Genomic DNA, 15,792 nt, shown 5'->3' on the forward strand with positions numbered 1-15,792 from the left:
CTCAGTGCCTGCCGTGCGCCGGGTGCGCCGGGTGCGCCGGGTGCGCCGGGTGCGCCGGGTGCGCCGGGTGCGCCGGGTGTGCTGGGTGTGCTGGGTGTGCTGGGTGTGAGGGGTGCGCCGCCTGGGCGTGCAGGGCCTGGGCGATCGAGTGCCCGCGGTTGGCGACCAGCTGCGGCGCAAGGCTGCCGAGCAGCATGCCGATGATCGAGGCGAAGAAGCCCACCAGGTTCGGCGGCACCATCGCCTCCGGAGCCACGGTGTTGGCGGTGAACCAGCTGCCGATGCCCAGAACGATGGAGAACAACGCGCCCTGCGTCGTGGCGCGTTTCCAGTAGGCGCCGGCGACCAGCGGCACGAAGGCGCCGGCCAGCGTCACGTTGTAGGCGTTCTGCACCATCTCGTACATCGTGCTGGTGCTGTTCAGCGCGAACAGCAGCGCTCCGGCGGTGAAGATGATCAGGATCAGCCGCGTGTTGAGCAGCAGCTGGCGGTCGCTCATGTGCGACACGAAAGGGCGCAGCACGTTCTCGCTGAACAGCGCGGCTGGCGCCAGCAGCGCGCCGCTGGCGGTGGACAGGACGGCCGACAGGAGCGCGCCGAAGAACATGATCTGCGCCCACAGCGGCATCTTGCTCAGTACCAGGTCGGGCAGGATGCGCTGGATGTCACGCGCGTCCTCGGCGGCGAACAGGCCACCCAGCGACGGGTCGGCGACCAACGCGGCGTAGGCGATGTAGATCGGCACGAAGGCAAAGCAGAAGTAGACGAGCGCGCCGATGAGTGTGCCGCGCACCGCAGTCTTCTCGTTCCTGGCGCTGGTCATGCGCTGGAACACGTCCTGCTGCGGTATGGAGCCGAAGGCAAAGGCGAAGAAGGCGCCGGCCATGGCCCACCAGGCGGCGACGTCCATGTCCACCGGGAACATCACCAGCTTGCCGTCGGCCGCGGCCTGCGTGACGACCTTGCCGAAGCCGCCCGCCAGGTCGCCGACCAGCAGCGCCACCAGGGTCAACCCGACCAGGATGACCACTGTCTGGAAGAGGTCGGTGAAGGCCACCGACCACATGCCGCCGAAGATGGTGTAGACCACCACCACCGCGGCGCCGATCATGATGCCGGTGCTCAGGTCCACCGCGCCGCCGGACAGCGTGGCGATGATCAGGCCGAGCGCGGTCATCTGCGCCGAGGTCCAGCCCAGGTAGGACAGCACGATGGCCAGGCTGGTCAGCACCTCCACGCCCTTGCCGTAACGTTGCTTGTAGAAGTCGCCGATGGTCAGCAGGTTCATGCGGTAGAACAGCCGCGCGAACAGCAGCGCGGCGATCACCAGGCACACCGACGCGCCGAAGGGGTCGCCGGGGATGCCTCTCAGGCCATCCTTGGCGAAGGTGGCCGATACCGACAGCACCGTTTCGGCCCCGAACCAGGTGGCGAACACGGTGGCCACGTTCATGTACAGTGGCAGCGAGCGGCCGGCGACCAGGAAGTCCTTGGCAACGTGGACGCGGCGGGCGGCCAGCAGCCCAATGGTGATGGTCAGGGCCAGGTAAAGGGCGACGAAAGTGATGAGCACGACAGGCCTCCGAAAAAACCGCGACGCGGAGTGTAAGGCGGCGGCGGAGCCTTGTTCAAGCCCGCCACCGGTTCAGCCAGGCGCCCCCCCGGGCACCACGCCGGCCAGCAGCCCCTGCAGCAGGCGGTTGGTGCGCCGCTGCTCGGCCATCAGCGCGACCAAGGCCGCCGAGTGCTACTCTGCCATAAAACGGAATCTCTGCACCAGAAAAAACCGTTGTCGTTTGCTGGCGTATTGATCTCGAACGCCCCGCCACACAGGAAGCGTGGACCGATCGCCTCGACGACGCTTCGTCGCTTCGCCCATTGCCTCTCGTTCCTTTCTATCAGAGGCGAGCTTGAACCATTGTCTGAAATCCGGGTTCCACTATACTGACCGGCGGCCTCGTCAGTGGCCACACGCTCAAGCACGTCGTCGCCGCGCTGGCGGTGCTCTGGGTAGTGCAGAATCTGCAGCGGCGGAGGTTCTTGTGAAGGGCGCATTGCAACCCGGTGTCAGACCCCACGAGCTGTGGGCCTGGGCGATGTTCGACTTTGCCAATTCCGGCTTCACCACCGTGGTCATCACGGCGCTGTTCAACGCCTATTTCGTGACAGTAGTCGCAGGCAACACGCCCTGGGCCACCTTCGCCTGGACCGCCGCGCTGTCGGTCTCGTATCTCTTGATTATCGTCTCCGGCCCGCTGCTCGGGGCTTACGCCGATCGCCACGCAGCCAAAAAGAAGCTGCTGGCCATCACCACCGCGGGCTGCGTCTTGTTTACCGCCCTGCTCTGGTTTGCTCGGCCGGAGTTGCTGTGGTACGCCGTCGCCTGCGTCATCGCTGCCAACTTCTTTTTCGGCAGCGGCGAAAACCTGATCGCGGCCTTCCTGCCGGAACTCGCCAGACCGTGCGCCCTGGGCCGAGTGTCGGGCTGGGGCTGGAGCCTCGGCTACCTCGGTGGACTGCTTACCCTCGGCCTGTGCCTGACCTATGTCACCTGGGCCGAAGCACAGGGGCAGGTCGCATTGGAATTCGTGCCGGTGACGATGCTCATCACCGCCGGGGTTTTCGCGCTGGCCAGCCTGCCGACGTTTCTGCTGCTGAAGGAGCGCGCCGTGCCGCGCCCGACCGATGCTATCCCGTGTGCCGCGCCACTCGCCGAAGCCTGGCGAGAAGTCGGGCACACCCTGCGTCAGACCCGGCAATTCGCCGATCTCGCCCGTTTCCTGCTGTGCAGCCTGTTCTACCAGGCCGGCATTCAGACCGTCATCACCCTGGCCGCCGTCTATGCCGGACAGGCGATGGGCTTCGGCACGCGCGAGACCTTGCTGCTGGTGTTCGCGGTGAACATCACGGCCGCCATCGGTGCCTTCGGTTTCGGTCCTGTGCAGGATCGCATCGGTCATGTGCGCGCCATCGCGCTGACCCTCGGCGGCTGGATCGTCACCGTGCTGATCGCCTGGGCCGCGCCGGTCGCTGCGTCCGGCGAAACGCTGTTCTGGATCGCGGCGAATCTCGCCGGCCTGTGCATGGGCGCGGCGCAATCGGCCGGCCGCGCGTTGGTGGGACTGCTGGCTCCGTCGTCCCGGTTGGCCGAGTTTTACGGCTTCTGGGGACTGTCGGTCAAGCTGGCGTCCATCGCTGGACCGCTTTCCTATGGCATCGTCACCTGGGCCTCCGGCGGCGACCATCGCAGCGCCCTCTTGCTGACCGGCGGCTATTTCGTCATCGGACTGTTGCTGCTCTCCAGAGTGAAGGTGGCGCGCGGTCGGTCCGCCGCACTGCGCGCCGAACGGCTTGACAAGCTGGCCGCGTCGTCATGAACCATCAGAACGGTCGCGCGTAGCGCATCCTCCATCAACTGGTCGTCAATCACGACAACAAAAACGAAACACGCTATGCTCGCCAGATGGCTGGACCAATAAAGCTGCGATCCTCTGGAACCGTTCCTCGCTGGCGTGCGCTCGCGCTCGTTCCGTTTCGTCGTCATCGACGAAGCCTTCAGGCGCGGCTCGGGAGAATCGGCGCAATACGGCCTGCGGCTGTTCGCCCAGCTCAACCTGCAACTCCTGATCGTCACGTCATTGCAGAAGATCCACATCATCGAACCCTTCGTCTTCAGCGTCGGCTTCGTGCATGACGAGGAGGGCCGGACCTCGAAGCGGCGCAAGCTGACGATCGAGGAGTACCGCGCCGAGAAGACGAGGGCAGCTGGGTGAGCTGGACGCGGCCGGCGGGGCTGCGCGCGCAGGTGCAGAAGCTGTGGGATCGCGGCGACCTGCTGGCCAGTGTCGTCACCGGCGAGCGGCTTTTCCCGCGCCGGCTGACGCTGCGCGGCCCGACCTCGCAGGAGATGACCGACCGCTTCGGCGAAGTGCGTACCTGGATCGGCGAGCTGCGCGCGCTGCCGCACTGCCGCGTCGAGATGCGCGAGTTCCGGCACCGCCTGTTCGGCGCCAATGCCGTCCCCGGCGAGGTCTGGATCGACAGCCTGGACGACGCCCTGGCGCTGATCGGCAAGCGCCGCGACGCCAGCCGCTTCGGCACCCTGCTTGAACTGACGCGCATGCGCCAGCCGCCACTGCTCGCCTGGCTGGCGAAAAGACCGCTACGCGCGCTCGAGCTGTCAGCAGAATGGAACCGCCTGCTTGACATCGTCGCCTGGCTGCAGGCGCATCCGCGCCCCGGCGTGTATCTCAGGGAGGTGGATATCGCCGGCGTGCACAGCAAGTTCATCGAAGCCCAGCGCAGCATCCTCGGCGAACTGCTCGATCTTGCCCTGGCGCCCGCGGCGATCGATTCATCGGTTGCCGGGGCGAGCCAGTTTGCCCGCCGTTACGGCTTTCGCGACAAACCGCAGCGCATCCGTTTCCGGATTCTCGATCGCCGGCACGCCCTGCTCGCTGGCGATCCCGAGCAGGACATCACCCTCGACGCCCGTAGCTTTGCCCGGATCGACCCGAAAGTCGAACGCGTTTTCATCACCGAGAACGAGATCAACTTCCTCGCTTTCCCGCACGTGACCGACAGCCTGATCATCTTTGGCGGCGGTTACGGCTTCGAGACGCTCGCCGAGGCGGAATGGCTGTCGCGCTGCCGCATCCATTACTGGGGCGACATCGACACTCACGGCTTCGCCATCCTCGACCAGTTGCGCGCGCATTTCGGGCACGTCGAATCCTTCCTGATGGATCGTGCGACCTTGCTGGCCTTCGAAACGCAATGGGGCGAAGAGGACAGGCAGACGCTGCGCGACCTGCCACGACTGAACGCGGAGGAGGGTGCCCTGTACGACGACCTGCGCGACAACCGCCTGCGCAGGAACCTGCGTCTGGAACAGGAGCGGATCGGTTTTGGCTGGGTCGAGGCGGCGCTAGCGGCTTTGGCGTGACTGGTTGCTGCAAGCCCGCCCGATCGATCTGCCGATTCGCTCAAGCCAGCGCCAGTTCGACCCGCCGTCCGGCCCGAGTAGCGAGCATCACCAGCATGTCGAGGCTGAATTTGTCGTACTTGTTGCGCATCAGGTCAGAAAGCCGCGATTGCACTGTGCCAAGCCGCTCCGCCCCAGCACTCACCACACCGTCTGCACGCGAAAGGCCGTAAACGTGGTGTCGCAGCTAATCAGCGGCACACCTTCCAGTTCGCTCTGCGCGGCCAGCATCCTGTCGAATGGGTCGCGGTGCTCGGCGGCCTGGCCACCTGCCCGCAAGGCATGCAGGTAGGTCACCGGCAAATGCTGAAACGCGTCGAGTTCGACCAATTCGTTGAACCGCGCCACCGCCTCGCCCGCCAGCGACAATTTGCCCAGCCGATGCTTGGTGGCAATTTCCCAGGCGCTTGCGGCGCTGACCAGAATGGTATTGGCTTCGTTCTGAATGCACGCGCGAGCAACCAGCGACAACTGCGGATCGTCGGTCCACCACCAGAGCAGCGCGTGCGTGTCGAGCAGGTACTTCATTTGCCCTGCCAGCTCTTCAGCTCGTCGTCTGGCAAGGGTTCGAAAAACGTCGCGTCGATTCGCCCAGCCAACCGCCCCGGCGACCGCGCACCAGCTCCCGGCGCCAATGGCACCAGCCGCGCATAGGGTTTGCCCGCCTTCGCCAGCACTATCTCCTGCCCGGCGTGGGCCTGTTCCAGCAAGCGGGAAAAATTCGTCTTGGCATCGTGCACGTTGACAATCAGCGCCATGGCAACTCTCCTGGTTGGTCAAGTCAATGGACTAAGTCTAGCAGATGCAGGTGCGATGGCGTTGGCGATGGAGAACGTATCACCTCACCGCAGGAAAGTCCCTACACCTCGAACCTTGCCACCCCCGCGGTCTGGCGACGGCGCCGACACTCATATAATCACCATGGTGCGGTTGGATTTCCTATCCTTGGCAAATCAGCAGGAAAGTGTGTCAATATTGAATCGGCATTGACAATTGTCTGGTCAAGCAGAAGATGGCCCACCGCGAAACCTGGCCCATGCTCTCGCTCAACGACCCGTTCACGGCCATTGCCCATATGCTGCCAAGACGGCAGATGCCCGCGCCTGAACTGGCCGACATCCTCTCCCGAAGGCATCAGGCACGCCACGCCGCCAAGGATTGCCATGCCAGAAAGCAACGGCGACTACATCTCCACCCAACACCTGCCATAGGGCTGGGTGGGAATCTGACAACGTAGAACCAAGGAGAAGCCATGATGCGCACGCCCCCGCTCGACGGGCACACCGGTCCGCAGGTCCGAGTATCTCGTAACGCCCTCGTCCGCCGTTGGCTTTCTGGGAGACTGGCCGTTGGCTTGATTCCCCTGGCGCTCATCCTGGTGCTGATCAGCAATGTGCCGCACGCGCAGGGCAGCGGCGATGCCCTGTTCATTGACCAGGATGGCAATGTCGGAATCGGCACGAGCCGGCCGGCCGCCAAGCTGGACGTCGAGGGGACGGTCAAGGCAAAGGAGTTTCAAGGTGATGGCACCGCTTTGACGGTCGAAGGCAAGGGGAGCGTCAGGGAGACGCTGGACAGGAAGCTCGACAAGGCCGGCGACACGATGACTGGCGACCTGACGATCAACAGCACGGGCGCCATCAGCATGCCTTCCGGCACCAGCGATCAACGTCCACCGTCTCCACGAAACGGAGCGCTGCGATACAACACCACGACGAAGGCGGTCGAGGTGTTCCTTGAAGGGATGTGGTTCTCCTACGACACCACGTTGAGCTTCGGAAACAATGTAAAGGTATTTCAAGCGACAGGCGCCGACCAAACATTCACCGTGCCAGCAGGCGTGACCAAGATCTTTGTCAAAACTTGGGGTGCGGCTGGAGCAGGTGGAACGCAAGGAGGCTGGGTTTATGGCTCGTATGGTGGGGGTGGCGGTTTTTCACGTGGCGTTTTGACCGTAACCTCTGGCGAGACATTGACCGTTATGGTCGGTCGCGGTGGACGGGTGAACCAGAAAAAGGATGACGTCAGTTATGGCGGTGGTGCCCCGGCAACCAATAATGACGTCGATAATCGCTATTGCGGCGGAGGGGGCGGCAGATCTGCCGTCGTAAGGCCGGCGGACAGGGTGCAATTGATCGTTGCGGGCGGTGGCGGCGGTGGCGGCTCCACACGATCGGTCGCGCTCGGTGGCAAGGGCAACTCCGGCGGTGCAGGTGGCGGTCTCCCTGGCGAGAATGGATACTCGGCATACGATGGCAAATTCAGATTCGGGGGCAGAGGCGGGGGGCAGGACCTTGAGGGAGCCGGCGGCGAGACCAATGGTGGCTTTGCTAGCGGGTTTGACGGGGGCCGACCACAAACGAATTCATACGGCGGCGGTGGCGGGGGCGGCTGGAAGGGCGGCGGCTCGGGGGCTTATTCTGAGCCGAACACCATGGGAGGCGGTGGTGGTGGCTCGGGATATATAAGGAATGCTTCATACGCCCTCACGATCTCCGGGACGCAACGACAATGCCCCATGCAGGACGACCGGGATTATGTCCAAGGGGTCTGTATCGGAGGGGATGTGGCCAAGCCAGGTGGTGATGGTCTCGTCGTCATCAGGTGGTGATTCCGTGATGTCTCCGCCATAGAGAAATCCATGCCGGCCATGTCTTCAGTGCGAATGCTCATGCTCTATCCTTTTGGTGGTAATGGGCCTTTTTCGCTTCCGGGTAGACCAGCACGTAATGGGGCACGCTTTCCGTGCGGTAGAGATCGAATTGGACAACTTCATCTCGGCGGGTGGTCTTGGGCGCGATGACTTCGACAATCGGATCCGGCGTGTATCTCAGGGAGGTGGATATCCCCGGCGTGCATGGCAAGTTCATCGAAGCCCAGTGGGCGTCCTCGGCGAGTTGTTCGATCTCGTCCTGCCGCTGGCGGCTTTGGCGTGACTGCTTGCTGCAAGCCCGCCCGATCGATCTGCCGATTCGCTCAAGCCAGCGCCAGTTCGACCTGCCGTCCGGCCTGAGTAGCCTGGGTCACCAGCATGTCGAGACTGAAATGATGGTCGAGCCGCAAGCGCTGACTACCGCTTTCCGGCACGTGGTGCAATATCGCTCGACTTCACGCGCGCATCGGACTTGGCCTGGTTAATGAGCAAGGCACAGTCGCTGTCCTTGTCGTCGCCAAAGTCGAGCAGCGGTAGCAGTACTCCCACACCTGAGGTCAACGCACCCAAAGCCACAGCGAGAGCGCCGCGCGCAATCACGCCGCCCATTTCCGGTCGTAGCGTCGGGCTTTTGAAGGTGCCCGTGATAGCGATGGGGCCGCGCAGCGATGCCAGACTGAAGCCCTTCGACTGGGACACCAATCTGAGGTTGAGCGATTCGTCGGTGAAGTCTACGTTGCCGCTACCGCTAATGTTTGGGTGTATCGAGCACCAGATCCTGAACGCTGAAAACGCCATCAATCGCTTTGAAATTGCCCACCATGCAGCGAATCGGAACCTGCCTGTCGCCACCGAGCATGACCAGGAGCGAATTGGCCATGTCCAGGTTCGACAGCCTGAGAACCAACTCCCCGACCGACCCACCATCCATGATCAAAGCGGTTTCGCCGTTGGCCGAGGCGAGCATTTGTGCTACCGAGTTGCCGTGGCCAGCCAGTCTGGCACGCCCCCCCAGCGTGCCGGTATTGGCGTCAGCCAGCCTGAAAGTCGGGAACAACTGGTCCAGGTGCAGACCTTTCGCGGTGGTGTCTACATGTATCGCGATCGGCAGGTGGCGTCCGTCCATTTCGATGCGCGACACCAGATTTCCGCCAGCGATGCCGAAATCCAGCGGTGCGAGCTTCAGCACACCGTCGTTTACAGTGAGATGCGCATTCATCTTGTTGAGCAGCATGTTCTCGGTCAGGATCTTCTCGCCACGGAAATGCACATCCGCGTTGGCCGCGTTCAGCTTTTCCAGACTGAACGGCTCGGCCGGCAGCACCTTGTCGCTGAGTGGCGGGGTCCGGCTCGGCTGCGTACCGCGCTCAGCTCCGATGAAGCCGCCGAGGTCTCTCATCAGCAATTGTTTTGAGACCAGGTCGGCGCTGATCATTTGCGGCCGCTGACCCCGATCAACCGTGAAATTTCCCCCCAGATCGCTTTGCCCCACCGTCCCCTTGAAGCGGCGAAAAGTCCACACGTCGCCATCATGATTCAGAAATCCGGCGAACTTGTACGCTGGTGTCGGCGGAAATGGCACACCGATGATCGGAAAGAGTAACGCCAGGTCGCTACCTTCAAGCTTGAAGTTCAGTTCCTCGCCCTTGAGATGCAGAGGATCGAGCAAGCTGCCCTCAATACTGGCCCTGGTGGTTCCCAGCGTCGCATTTGCCCGGATCGGGTAGGGCTTATCGGCGCGGCGTAGGCTCAGCAGCCCGCCAGCGCGCGCGTGCAGCGTCGTCGGCAGGCCCTTGAAGCGGCCTTTGCCCGTAACTTCCAGCCTGCGTTGTGGATCATCCTTGGCGTCTTCCAGCGTTCTGATGTCAAGCGCCAGTTCGGTGTTGTTGTTGCGATCCCGATAGGTCACGCTGCCGTGATCGATGGTCAGCACGCCGATGGTCGGAACATCGACGGACTTGTCTTTGTCCTGCTCGCCGAAGACCCAGTTGGGCACGCCATCCTGACTCACCTCAAGTAGCACGTGAGGCTCGAACAACGCGACTTCAGGAAATTCCACCCTGCCGATCAGAAGCTTGAAGAGGTCGATCGTGAACTCCAGGCGCTTGATCTCGGCCATCGCGGGGTCGGGGCTCCACGCGGCATTTCCGAAGACCACCTTGTTGGCAACGATGCGCGGCGGCCACGAAAGACGCACGCTCAGATCGCCGTTGACGGCGACGCTTCTGCCAGTGGCGCTACTGATCCGGCGCGCAATCGGCTCATGCAACCCGGTCCAGTCGACAAGCATGACGAGCAGCACCAACAGTGCGAGGAAAACGCCAGCCGTCCATTTGAGCGAGTGCGTCAGGGTCATCGCGGTGCAGGAGGAAAGGTGGGTGATGTTTCCAGGAGAAGCCAGTTCAAAAGCCGGCCCGGCGCGACAAGTGCGCGCCCGATGCAGCCAACAAAACTACCCGGGATGGCTTGCCGTCCGAGTGGCGAGGTCAGCCGGCTCCTCGCCGCGCCAAGGATCAGGCCATCTGCAAGCGATGCCTTGCCGCCAGGTCGGTCGAGGCCCTCGGCGCCGAGGAGACGGCCATAGCGGGCGAGATGCTCGGGAACGACGCGCGCAAGTGCCCGACTGCCGACTGCCAGTATTCTGGCGACTCAATCACGACACCTTCGGCGGTGGCGTCGCGCACCGCCTGTCTCCAAAGGCGATGGGCGGTATGATCGGGGGTTCCGGTCTTGCCAGCCAACCAGGACAGTATCTGGGGGTACATTGGTTTCATTGCGTGCTCCCTCGTTAGGCATGCTGAAGCGCCTTGCCGTCGCCATCTCGATCGAGTTCGCGAATCGTGTGCTTCAACAACCACGGCCAACGATACGCTCGCGAGCCGAAGCCGTCGGTACGGCAGCGCACAACGCCATCTCGTTGCTGCCGGGATTGTGGAAGCGGGCCCCGGTGAAGCACCACGACTTTTCGGCCGTCGCAGCGGACTGCTCTGGCGCCTATCCTCGTGCTGCCGGGTCCATCACTTGCATGCACAACTGACTTGCGGCGCTTACAGATAGCGAAACATCACCCCGTCGGCTCGCGTATCCGTGCATTGGCCCCTCGGGACGACGACGATGCCCGAGTCGGTGACGCTGAATCGGCGACGGTCGGAGTCCTCATCGTAGCCAATGTGGTCACCGGCCTCGATCGTGTTGTAGCGGTCGACGATGACTCGTTTGAGCCGCACTCCCTGTCGCAGCACGGCGTAATCCATGACGATGCATTCATCAAGTTCCACATCCTCCTCCAGGAGCACTTCGCTGCGTACGATCGAGTTGCGCAGCCGAGCGCCCTTTATCAGCCCGCCAGAACTGACGATGCTATTGTCCACCTCGGCCCGGAAGAATTTCGGCGAGGGCCCTTGGTAGTTGCTGGACCCGATTCGCCACTTGGGGTTGAACATGTCGAACTTCGGCTCAGCACCCAGCAGATCCTGGTGGGCCTGAAAATAGGCATCGATGGTCCCCACGTCGCGCCAATAGCCCGGCTCCTCATAGTCGCGTACGCCCGGGACCCGGTTCTCAGAGAAATCGTAGGCAAACACCCGCTGTGTCTGAATGAGGCGCGGCAGCAGGTCCTTGCCGAAATCCTTTTCTCCCCGCCGGTGACCCTCCCGCAGAGCTTTGGCCAGGACGTCGGTGTTGAAGATGTAATTTCCCATCGAGGCGAAGGCGTGGGTTGGATCGGTCGGCAAGGGCGCCGGGTCGCTTGGCTTCTCGTGGAAGTGGCGGATGGCTCCATCGCCAGCGGCGTCAATGATCCCGAATGCGGAGGCCAAGCGAATCGGCACCGGTAGCGCCGCGACAGTCACTTCTGCATGGCTGCGCAAGTGGAAGGCGACCATCTGGCGAACGTCCATTCGGTAAATATGGTCGGCGCCAAACACAACCACCAGGTCTGGCGCATGCCTCTCGATCAGTCGCAGGTTCTGATAAACGGCGTCCGCAGTCCCCTGAAACCACTCCGGGCCCTCGCGCATCTGCGGCGGGACCACGGCGATGAACTGCTCGGGGAATATGGGTGCCAGAACCCAGGAGCGGCGGATGTGCTCGATCAGCGACTGCGACTTGTACTGGACCAGGAGGTAAATGGCAAAGATCTTCGAATTGACCAGGTTGGAAAGGACAAAATCGACGATGCGGTACCGACCGCCGAAGGGAACCGAGGGCTTGGACCGATGTTCGGTAAGCGGATGCAGGCGAGAGCCTTCGCCGCCTGCGAGGACGACGGCAACAATATTGGGCGAATTAACCATTTCCTTTGCTCTCGATGACAACTCGCAGGAAAAGCGCCCACACGCTGCGGTTTGGCCAGCCTACCTCGGCCGCACCACGTTCGCCCGACCCGCATCGTTCCTGACAAGCCCTGTGGGGAACAGATTACAGTTGGTGCGACTGCCAGATCGTCAGTAAGTTCTTGATCGTCGACTGGCAAAAGATGACAGCGCTTCATCCCTGTCGGCATGCGTGACGCGTGTTCACCGCCATGCGGGCCAGAGATCCAGCGCCGTGGGAAGGTCAGCGTGCGCTAATTGCCGCGCTTCGGCTCTGACTACGCCCAGTATTCGGAAGCCAAGTTCCTGCAGGTGCGGCAGATCATTTCTACCAGTTCGGTCTCGAGTGGGGCGCCGTGCGCTCGCGCTCGTTCCGCTTCGTCGTCATCGACGAAGCCTTCGGGCGCGGCTCGGACGAGTCGGCGCAATACGGCCTGCGACTGTTCGCCCAGCTCAACCTGCAACTCCTGATCGTCACGCCGCTGCAGAAGATCCACATCATCGAACCCTTCGTTGCCCGCGTCGGCTTCGTGCATAACGAGGAAGGCCGCAGCTCGAAGCGGCGCTGGCCAGCTCCTTTTCGTGCGTGTGGTCCTTGCTTCGCTCTCTGGCTTGGACTACGTTATCGAATCATCACGGCATCAGCGGGCGAGGCTTCCCATGTTCGATAAATTGATTTTCCGGCAATTGTTCGATGCGGCGTCGTCGACCTACACCTACCTCCTGGGTGACGTTCAAAGCCGGCAGGCTGTGATCATTGACCCGGTATTCGAGCAGCACTTGCGTGACCGCGCGCTGATCGAAGAGCTGGGACTGGTGCTGGCCGTTGCCCTGGATACCCATTGCCATGCCGATCACGTTAGCGGCGCCTGGCTGATGCAACAGGCCACCGGATGCCGGATCGGCGTCTCCAGACGCTACGATACCTTGCAGGGCGCCGATCTGCGCCTGGATCATGGTGACCGGGTGGTTTTCGGAAACTCGTGTCTGGAAGTTCGTGCCACGCCCGGACACACCGACGGCTGCCTCACCTACGTCACCGCTGACCATGCCATGGCATTCACCGGCGATGCTCTGCTGATCCGGGCCGCTGGCCGCTGCGATTTCCAGCAGGGCAGTGCGGCCACGCTGTACCACTCCATCACCGAACAGATATTCAGCCTGCCCGACGAGTGTCTGGTCTTCCCCGCCCACGACTATAACGGCCGAACGATGTCGTCAGTCCGTGAAGAGAAAGAGTACAACCCGCGTATCGGCGGCCGTGCCAACGAGCGCGACTTCGTCGGCTTCATGGAAAACCTGCAGCTTCCGCATCCCAAGCAGATTGCGGTTGCCGTACCGGCCAACCTGCGTTCGGGCAGCCCTGAGGACGGCAAGGTGCCCAGCCCGGCGGACTGGGGGCCGGTTCGCCAGAGTTATGCCGGGCTGCTGGAAATCGAACCCGAGTGGGTCGCCGAGCATCTGGGCGAAGTGCTTGTGCTCGACGTGCGACAAAGCGATGAGTTGGCGGACCGCCTGGGTTGCATTGCCGGAGCGCAATTCATTCCACTGAGTGAACTCCAGCAGCGCCTGGGCGAGATCGCCCCGGAGCGGCCGATCGTCCCCGTTTGTCACTCCGGGATGCGATCGGGTCAAGCCACGGTAATCTTGCGCCAGGCCGGCTTCCCGCGTGTGGCAAATCTGCGTGGCGGAATGCTGATGTGGTCACAGTTGGGGCTACCGCTCGTGCGCGCGGATTGATGTCAACAGCCAGTCGCCTGCCGAATGAAACCAAGGCGAATACCAGGCATTGCCCTCCCAAGCCGTCCAGGAGTTCCGTCATTCCCGCGCAAGCGGGAATCAATACTTCAGTGGTCTGGAGTACTACACGCCGAAGCTCCCGTGCGACGCCACCCAGCTCGGCCGCTTTCGCACTGCCATCGGCGAAGCCGGCGTCGAGGAACTGCTCAAGGCGACCATCGACACCGCCGTCCAGACCAAGGCCGTGCGCCCAGCCGAGTTCGAGCGGGTGATCGTTGATACGACCGTGCAAGAAAAGGCCATCGCCCATCCGGTCGACAGCCGCTTGCTGGAGATCGCCCGGGCCAAGGTCGTGCAAGCCGCCAAGCAGGTGGGCCTCACCCTGAAACAGACCTTCGTCAAGGAAGGCCAGGCACTGCGCCGCAAGGCCAGCGGCTATGCGCACGCCAAGCAGTTCCTTCGCCTGCGGCGTACCGTCAAACGGCAGCGCACCATCCTCGGCATCGTCCTGCGCGAAGTCCGGCGCAAGCTGACGACCATCAGCAGCGACTGCGCTACGGCCATCGCCCGTCTGAACACACTGCTCGAACGCGCCGAACGCATCCGCACGCAACAAACCCACGACAAGAACAAGCGCTACGCCCTGCATGCCCCCGAAGTCGAGTGCATCAGCAAAGGCAAAGCCCGCAAGCGCTACGAGTTCGGCGTCAAGGCCAGCATCGTCGTCACCCACCAGAGTGGGCTGGTGGTCGGCGCCCACAGCTTCCCCGGCAATCCTTACGACGGACACATTCTCTCGGCCCAACTGGAGCAGACACACATCCTGCTAGAAGACACCGGCAAATCACCCAGGCAGGTCTTCGTCGATCTGGGATACCGCGGGGTGGATCGCGACAATCCGAGCGTTGAAATCATTCACCGCGGCAAGTACCGATCGCTGACCCGGCAGCAGCGCCGCTGTCTCAGGCGCCGACCAGCCGTCGAGCCGACCATTGGCCATCTGAAGTCGGACCACCGAATGGATCGCTGTTGGTTGCCAGGCCAACTCGGCGATGCTCTGCACACGGTGCTGTGTGCCACCGGCTATAACCTGCGCTGGCTGTTGCGGGCGATGGTTCGCCTGGGACTGAAGGCGGTTTTTTTGCGCTCGCTGTGGCTGGCGCTGTGGGCGGCAATTTCAGGGAACGAACCTCGTCGGGCGGTGCGTCACGCGCCGGGCCTCGCGTTCCTGGGCTGGTAGGCGAATTTTGCAGGGCCGACTCGCTAATCCCGCGTATCGCGCCGAACCTGATTTTCGGCCAATAGGAGAGTGCAATCCTTGACGCCGACGCGGCTTCCGGCGAGGGTCCCGTCGCGCGCCTTGAGGTCCGCCATGGCCTCCTCGATCGCCGCCTGGGCGGCGAACAGGCATGGCGTGCTGTAGATCACCAGAGAAACGCCGGCGTCCTTCAACTCGCTCTGGGTACACACCGGCGATTTGCCGCCTGCAATCTGATTGAAACAGAAAGGACGATCAACCCGCTGTGACAAGGTACGAACCACATCCAGACTGGTCAGCCCATCGACCAGCACCGCATCCGCCCCGGCCGCAGAAAACGCCTCAACGCGACGCGCAATATCCTCCAGATCCGACGCATCGGTGCGCGCAATCACGACCATATCGCGCCGGGTCGCCAGAATGGCGCGCAGCTTGGCCAGATATTCATCGAGGTCCATGATCTGCTTGCCCTCGAAGTGACCACAGCGGCGTGGTCGCTTCTGATCCTCGAGCACCACCCCGGAAGCCCCGGCGGCCTCGAGTACCGACACCACATGGCAAGCCACCTCTGGGTCACAGTAGCCGTCATCAATATCGACCAGCAGATGATGGAACGGCAGCACGGTGCGCAAACGCTGCACATAGTCCACGATGTCGGTCCACGTGATGAACCCGATGTCGGGCAAGCCGTAATGGCTTGCGGCAAAACCAAAACCGCTTACAAAGAGGCTGTCGAAATGACGACCAGCGAGCGTCGCCGAGAAGACATCGTAAACCCCGATGAACGGGATCAGAGCACGGTCGGCCATCGACTCCCGGAGACGATGGCCTGCCGACAAGCGCG

General features: G+C 62.8%; 14 protein-coding genes and 3 pseudogenes. 8 read left to right on the top strand and 9 right to left on the bottom strand.

The window, feature by feature from the left end; genetic code table 11:
• Position 1: 1 nt before the first annotated feature.
• Positions 2–1,573, bottom strand: a complete 1,572-nt coding sequence (locus V5B44_RS14550; RefSeq protein WP_332359734.1) for a sodium:solute symporter family protein — start codon at positions 1,571–1,573, stop codon at positions 2–4.
• Positions 1,574–2,042: 469 nt separating this feature from the next.
• Here V5B44_RS14550 and V5B44_RS14555 point away from each other — a divergent pair, with 469 nt between their 5' ends.
• The 3 genes and pseudogenes from V5B44_RS14555 to V5B44_RS14565 all read left to right on the top strand — a co-directional run bounded on the left by V5B44_RS14555 (position 2,043) and on the right by V5B44_RS14565 (position 4,945).
• The gene (locus tag V5B44_RS14555; RefSeq protein WP_332359735.1) at positions 2,043–3,377 is read left to right on the top strand and encodes an MFS transporter; all 1,335 of its coding nucleotides are present in this window, start codon (positions 2,043–2,045) and stop codon (positions 3,375–3,377) included.
• A 135-nt stretch (positions 3,378–3,512) separates the two neighbouring features.
• Positions 3,513–3,773: pseudogene (locus V5B44_RS14560) on the top strand (hypothetical protein); the annotation flags it as partial.
• A complete protein-coding gene (locus V5B44_RS14565; RefSeq protein WP_332359737.1) occupies positions 3,770–4,945 on the top strand; it encodes a Wadjet anti-phage system protein JetD domain-containing protein in 1,176 nt (391 codons plus the stop codon). The pseudogene V5B44_RS14560 and the gene V5B44_RS14565, both read left to right, overlap by 4 nt.
• A gap of 40 nt (positions 4,946–4,985) precedes the next feature.
• Here the strand turns inward: V5B44_RS14565 and V5B44_RS14570 are convergent, their stop codons facing one another.
• Genes V5B44_RS14570 through V5B44_RS14580 form a run of 3 tightly spaced genes read right to left on the bottom strand, consistent with a single transcriptional unit; the run spans position 4,986 to position 5,742 of the window.
• A complete protein-coding gene (locus V5B44_RS14570; RefSeq protein ID WP_434735459.1) occupies positions 4,986–5,129 on the bottom strand; it encodes an XRE family transcriptional regulator in 144 nt (47 codons plus the stop codon).
• Complete coding sequence (locus V5B44_RS14575) at positions 5,126–5,512, bottom strand: type II toxin-antitoxin system VapC family toxin (RefSeq protein WP_332359738.1); 387 nt, start codon at positions 5,510–5,512, stop codon at positions 5,126–5,128. The genes V5B44_RS14570 and V5B44_RS14575 overlap by 4 nt, the downstream gene beginning before the upstream one ends.
• Positions 5,509–5,742: a type II toxin-antitoxin system Phd/YefM family antitoxin gene (locus V5B44_RS14580; RefSeq protein WP_332359739.1), complete on the bottom strand. Its 234-nt coding sequence runs from the start codon at positions 5,740–5,742 to the stop codon at positions 5,509–5,511. The genes V5B44_RS14575 and V5B44_RS14580 overlap by 4 nt, the downstream gene beginning before the upstream one ends.
• A gap of 494 nt (positions 5,743–6,236) precedes the next feature.
• Here V5B44_RS14580 and V5B44_RS14585 point away from each other — a divergent pair, with 494 nt between their 5' ends.
• Positions 6,237–7,595, top strand: coding sequence for a glycine-rich protein (locus V5B44_RS14585; protein ID WP_332359740.1), 1,359 nt, complete (start codon positions 6,237–6,239; stop codon positions 7,593–7,595).
• Between the two features lie 188 nt (positions 7,596–7,783).
• Positions 7,784–8,122 carry a DUF3322 domain-containing protein gene (locus V5B44_RS14590; protein WP_332359741.1) on the top strand — a complete coding sequence of 113 codons (339 nt, stop codon included), beginning with the start codon at positions 7,784–7,786 and terminating at the stop codon, positions 8,120–8,122.
• On the opposite strand, the gene V5B44_RS14595 is transcribed toward V5B44_RS14590, so the two are convergent.
• The 4 genes from V5B44_RS14595 to V5B44_RS14610 form a co-directional block, all read right to left on the bottom strand.
• Positions 8,055–8,435 carry a hypothetical protein gene (locus tag V5B44_RS14595; RefSeq protein ID WP_332360068.1) on the bottom strand — a complete coding sequence of 127 codons (381 nt, stop codon included), beginning with the start codon at positions 8,433–8,435 and terminating at the stop codon, positions 8,055–8,057. The genes V5B44_RS14590 and V5B44_RS14595 overlap by 68 nt on opposite strands.
• Positions 8,386–9,993, bottom strand: a complete 1,608-nt coding sequence (locus V5B44_RS14600; protein WP_332359742.1) for an AsmA family protein — start codon at positions 9,991–9,993, stop codon at positions 8,386–8,388. Before V5B44_RS14600 ends, V5B44_RS14595 begins: the two co-directional genes overlap by 50 nt.
• A 157-nt stretch (positions 9,994–10,150) precedes the next feature.
• Positions 10,151–10,411 (bottom strand): hypothetical protein, encoded by a 261-nt coding sequence (locus tag V5B44_RS14605; protein ID WP_332359743.1) that lies wholly within the window; start codon positions 10,409–10,411, stop codon positions 10,151–10,153.
• A 273-nt stretch (positions 10,412–10,684) separates the two neighbouring features.
• Positions 10,685–11,932, bottom strand: coding sequence for a glucose-1-phosphate adenylyltransferase (locus V5B44_RS14610; protein WP_332359744.1), 1,248 nt, complete (start codon positions 11,930–11,932; stop codon positions 10,685–10,687).
• Positions 11,933–12,264: 332 nt separating this feature from the next.
• Here V5B44_RS14610 and V5B44_RS14615 point away from each other — a divergent pair.
• From V5B44_RS14615 to V5B44_RS14625, 3 genes and pseudogenes are all read left to right on the top strand, one after another.
• Positions 12,265–12,621: pseudogene (locus tag V5B44_RS14615) on the top strand (hypothetical protein); the annotation flags it as partial.
• Positions 12,611–13,690: an MBL fold metallo-hydrolase gene (locus V5B44_RS14620; protein ID WP_332359746.1), complete on the top strand. Its 1,080-nt coding sequence runs from the start codon at positions 12,611–12,613 to the stop codon at positions 13,688–13,690. The pseudogene V5B44_RS14615 and the gene V5B44_RS14620, both read left to right, overlap by 11 nt.
• 100 nt (positions 13,691–13,790) lie before the next feature.
• Positions 13,791–14,930, top strand: a pseudogene (locus V5B44_RS14625) (IS5 family transposase); the annotation flags it as partial.
• Between the two features lie 23 nt (positions 14,931–14,953).
• On the opposite strand, the gene V5B44_RS14630 reads toward V5B44_RS14625, so the two are convergent.
• A complete protein-coding gene (locus tag V5B44_RS14630) occupies positions 14,954–15,787 on the bottom strand; it encodes an isocitrate lyase/PEP mutase family protein (protein WP_434735470.1) in 834 nt (277 codons plus the stop codon).
• Positions 15,788–15,792: the final 5 nt, after the last annotated feature.

The sequence above is a fragment of the Candidatus Accumulibacter necessarius genome (assembly GCF_036625085.1).

What these genes read in the sequence shown, in the direction of transcription:
- V5B44_RS14575 (WP_332359738.1), bottom strand. Translation starts at nt 5,512, where the DNA reads ATGAAGTACCTGCTCGACACGCACGCGCTGCTCTGGTGGTGGACCGAC.
- V5B44_RS14580 (WP_332359739.1), bottom strand. Translation starts at nt 5,742, where the DNA reads ATGGCGCTGATTGTCAACGTGCACGATGCCAAGACGAATTTTTCCCGC.
- V5B44_RS14585 (WP_332359740.1), top strand. Translation starts at nt 6,237, where the DNA reads ATGATGCGCACGCCCCCGCTCGACGGGCACACCGGTCCGCAGGTCCGA.
- V5B44_RS14590 (WP_332359741.1), top strand. Translation starts at nt 7,784, where the DNA reads ATGACTTCGACAATCGGATCCGGCGTGTATCTCAGGGAGGTGGATATC.
- V5B44_RS14595 (WP_332360068.1), bottom strand. Translation starts at nt 8,435, where the DNA reads ATGGCGTTTTCAGCGTTCAGGATCTGGTGCTCGATACACCCAAACATT.
- V5B44_RS14600 (WP_332359742.1), bottom strand. Translation starts at nt 9,993, where the DNA reads ATGACCCTGACGCACTCGCTCAAATGGACGGCTGGCGTTTTCCTCGCA.
- V5B44_RS14605 (WP_332359743.1), bottom strand. Translation starts at nt 10,411, where the DNA reads ATGAAACCAATGTACCCCCAGATACTGTCCTGGTTGGCTGGCAAGACC.
- V5B44_RS14610 (WP_332359744.1), bottom strand. Translation starts at nt 11,932, where the DNA reads ATGGTTAATTCGCCCAATATTGTTGCCGTCGTCCTCGCAGGCGGCGAA.
- V5B44_RS14620 (WP_332359746.1), top strand. Translation starts at nt 12,611, where the DNA reads ATGTTCGATAAATTGATTTTCCGGCAATTGTTCGATGCGGCGTCGTCG.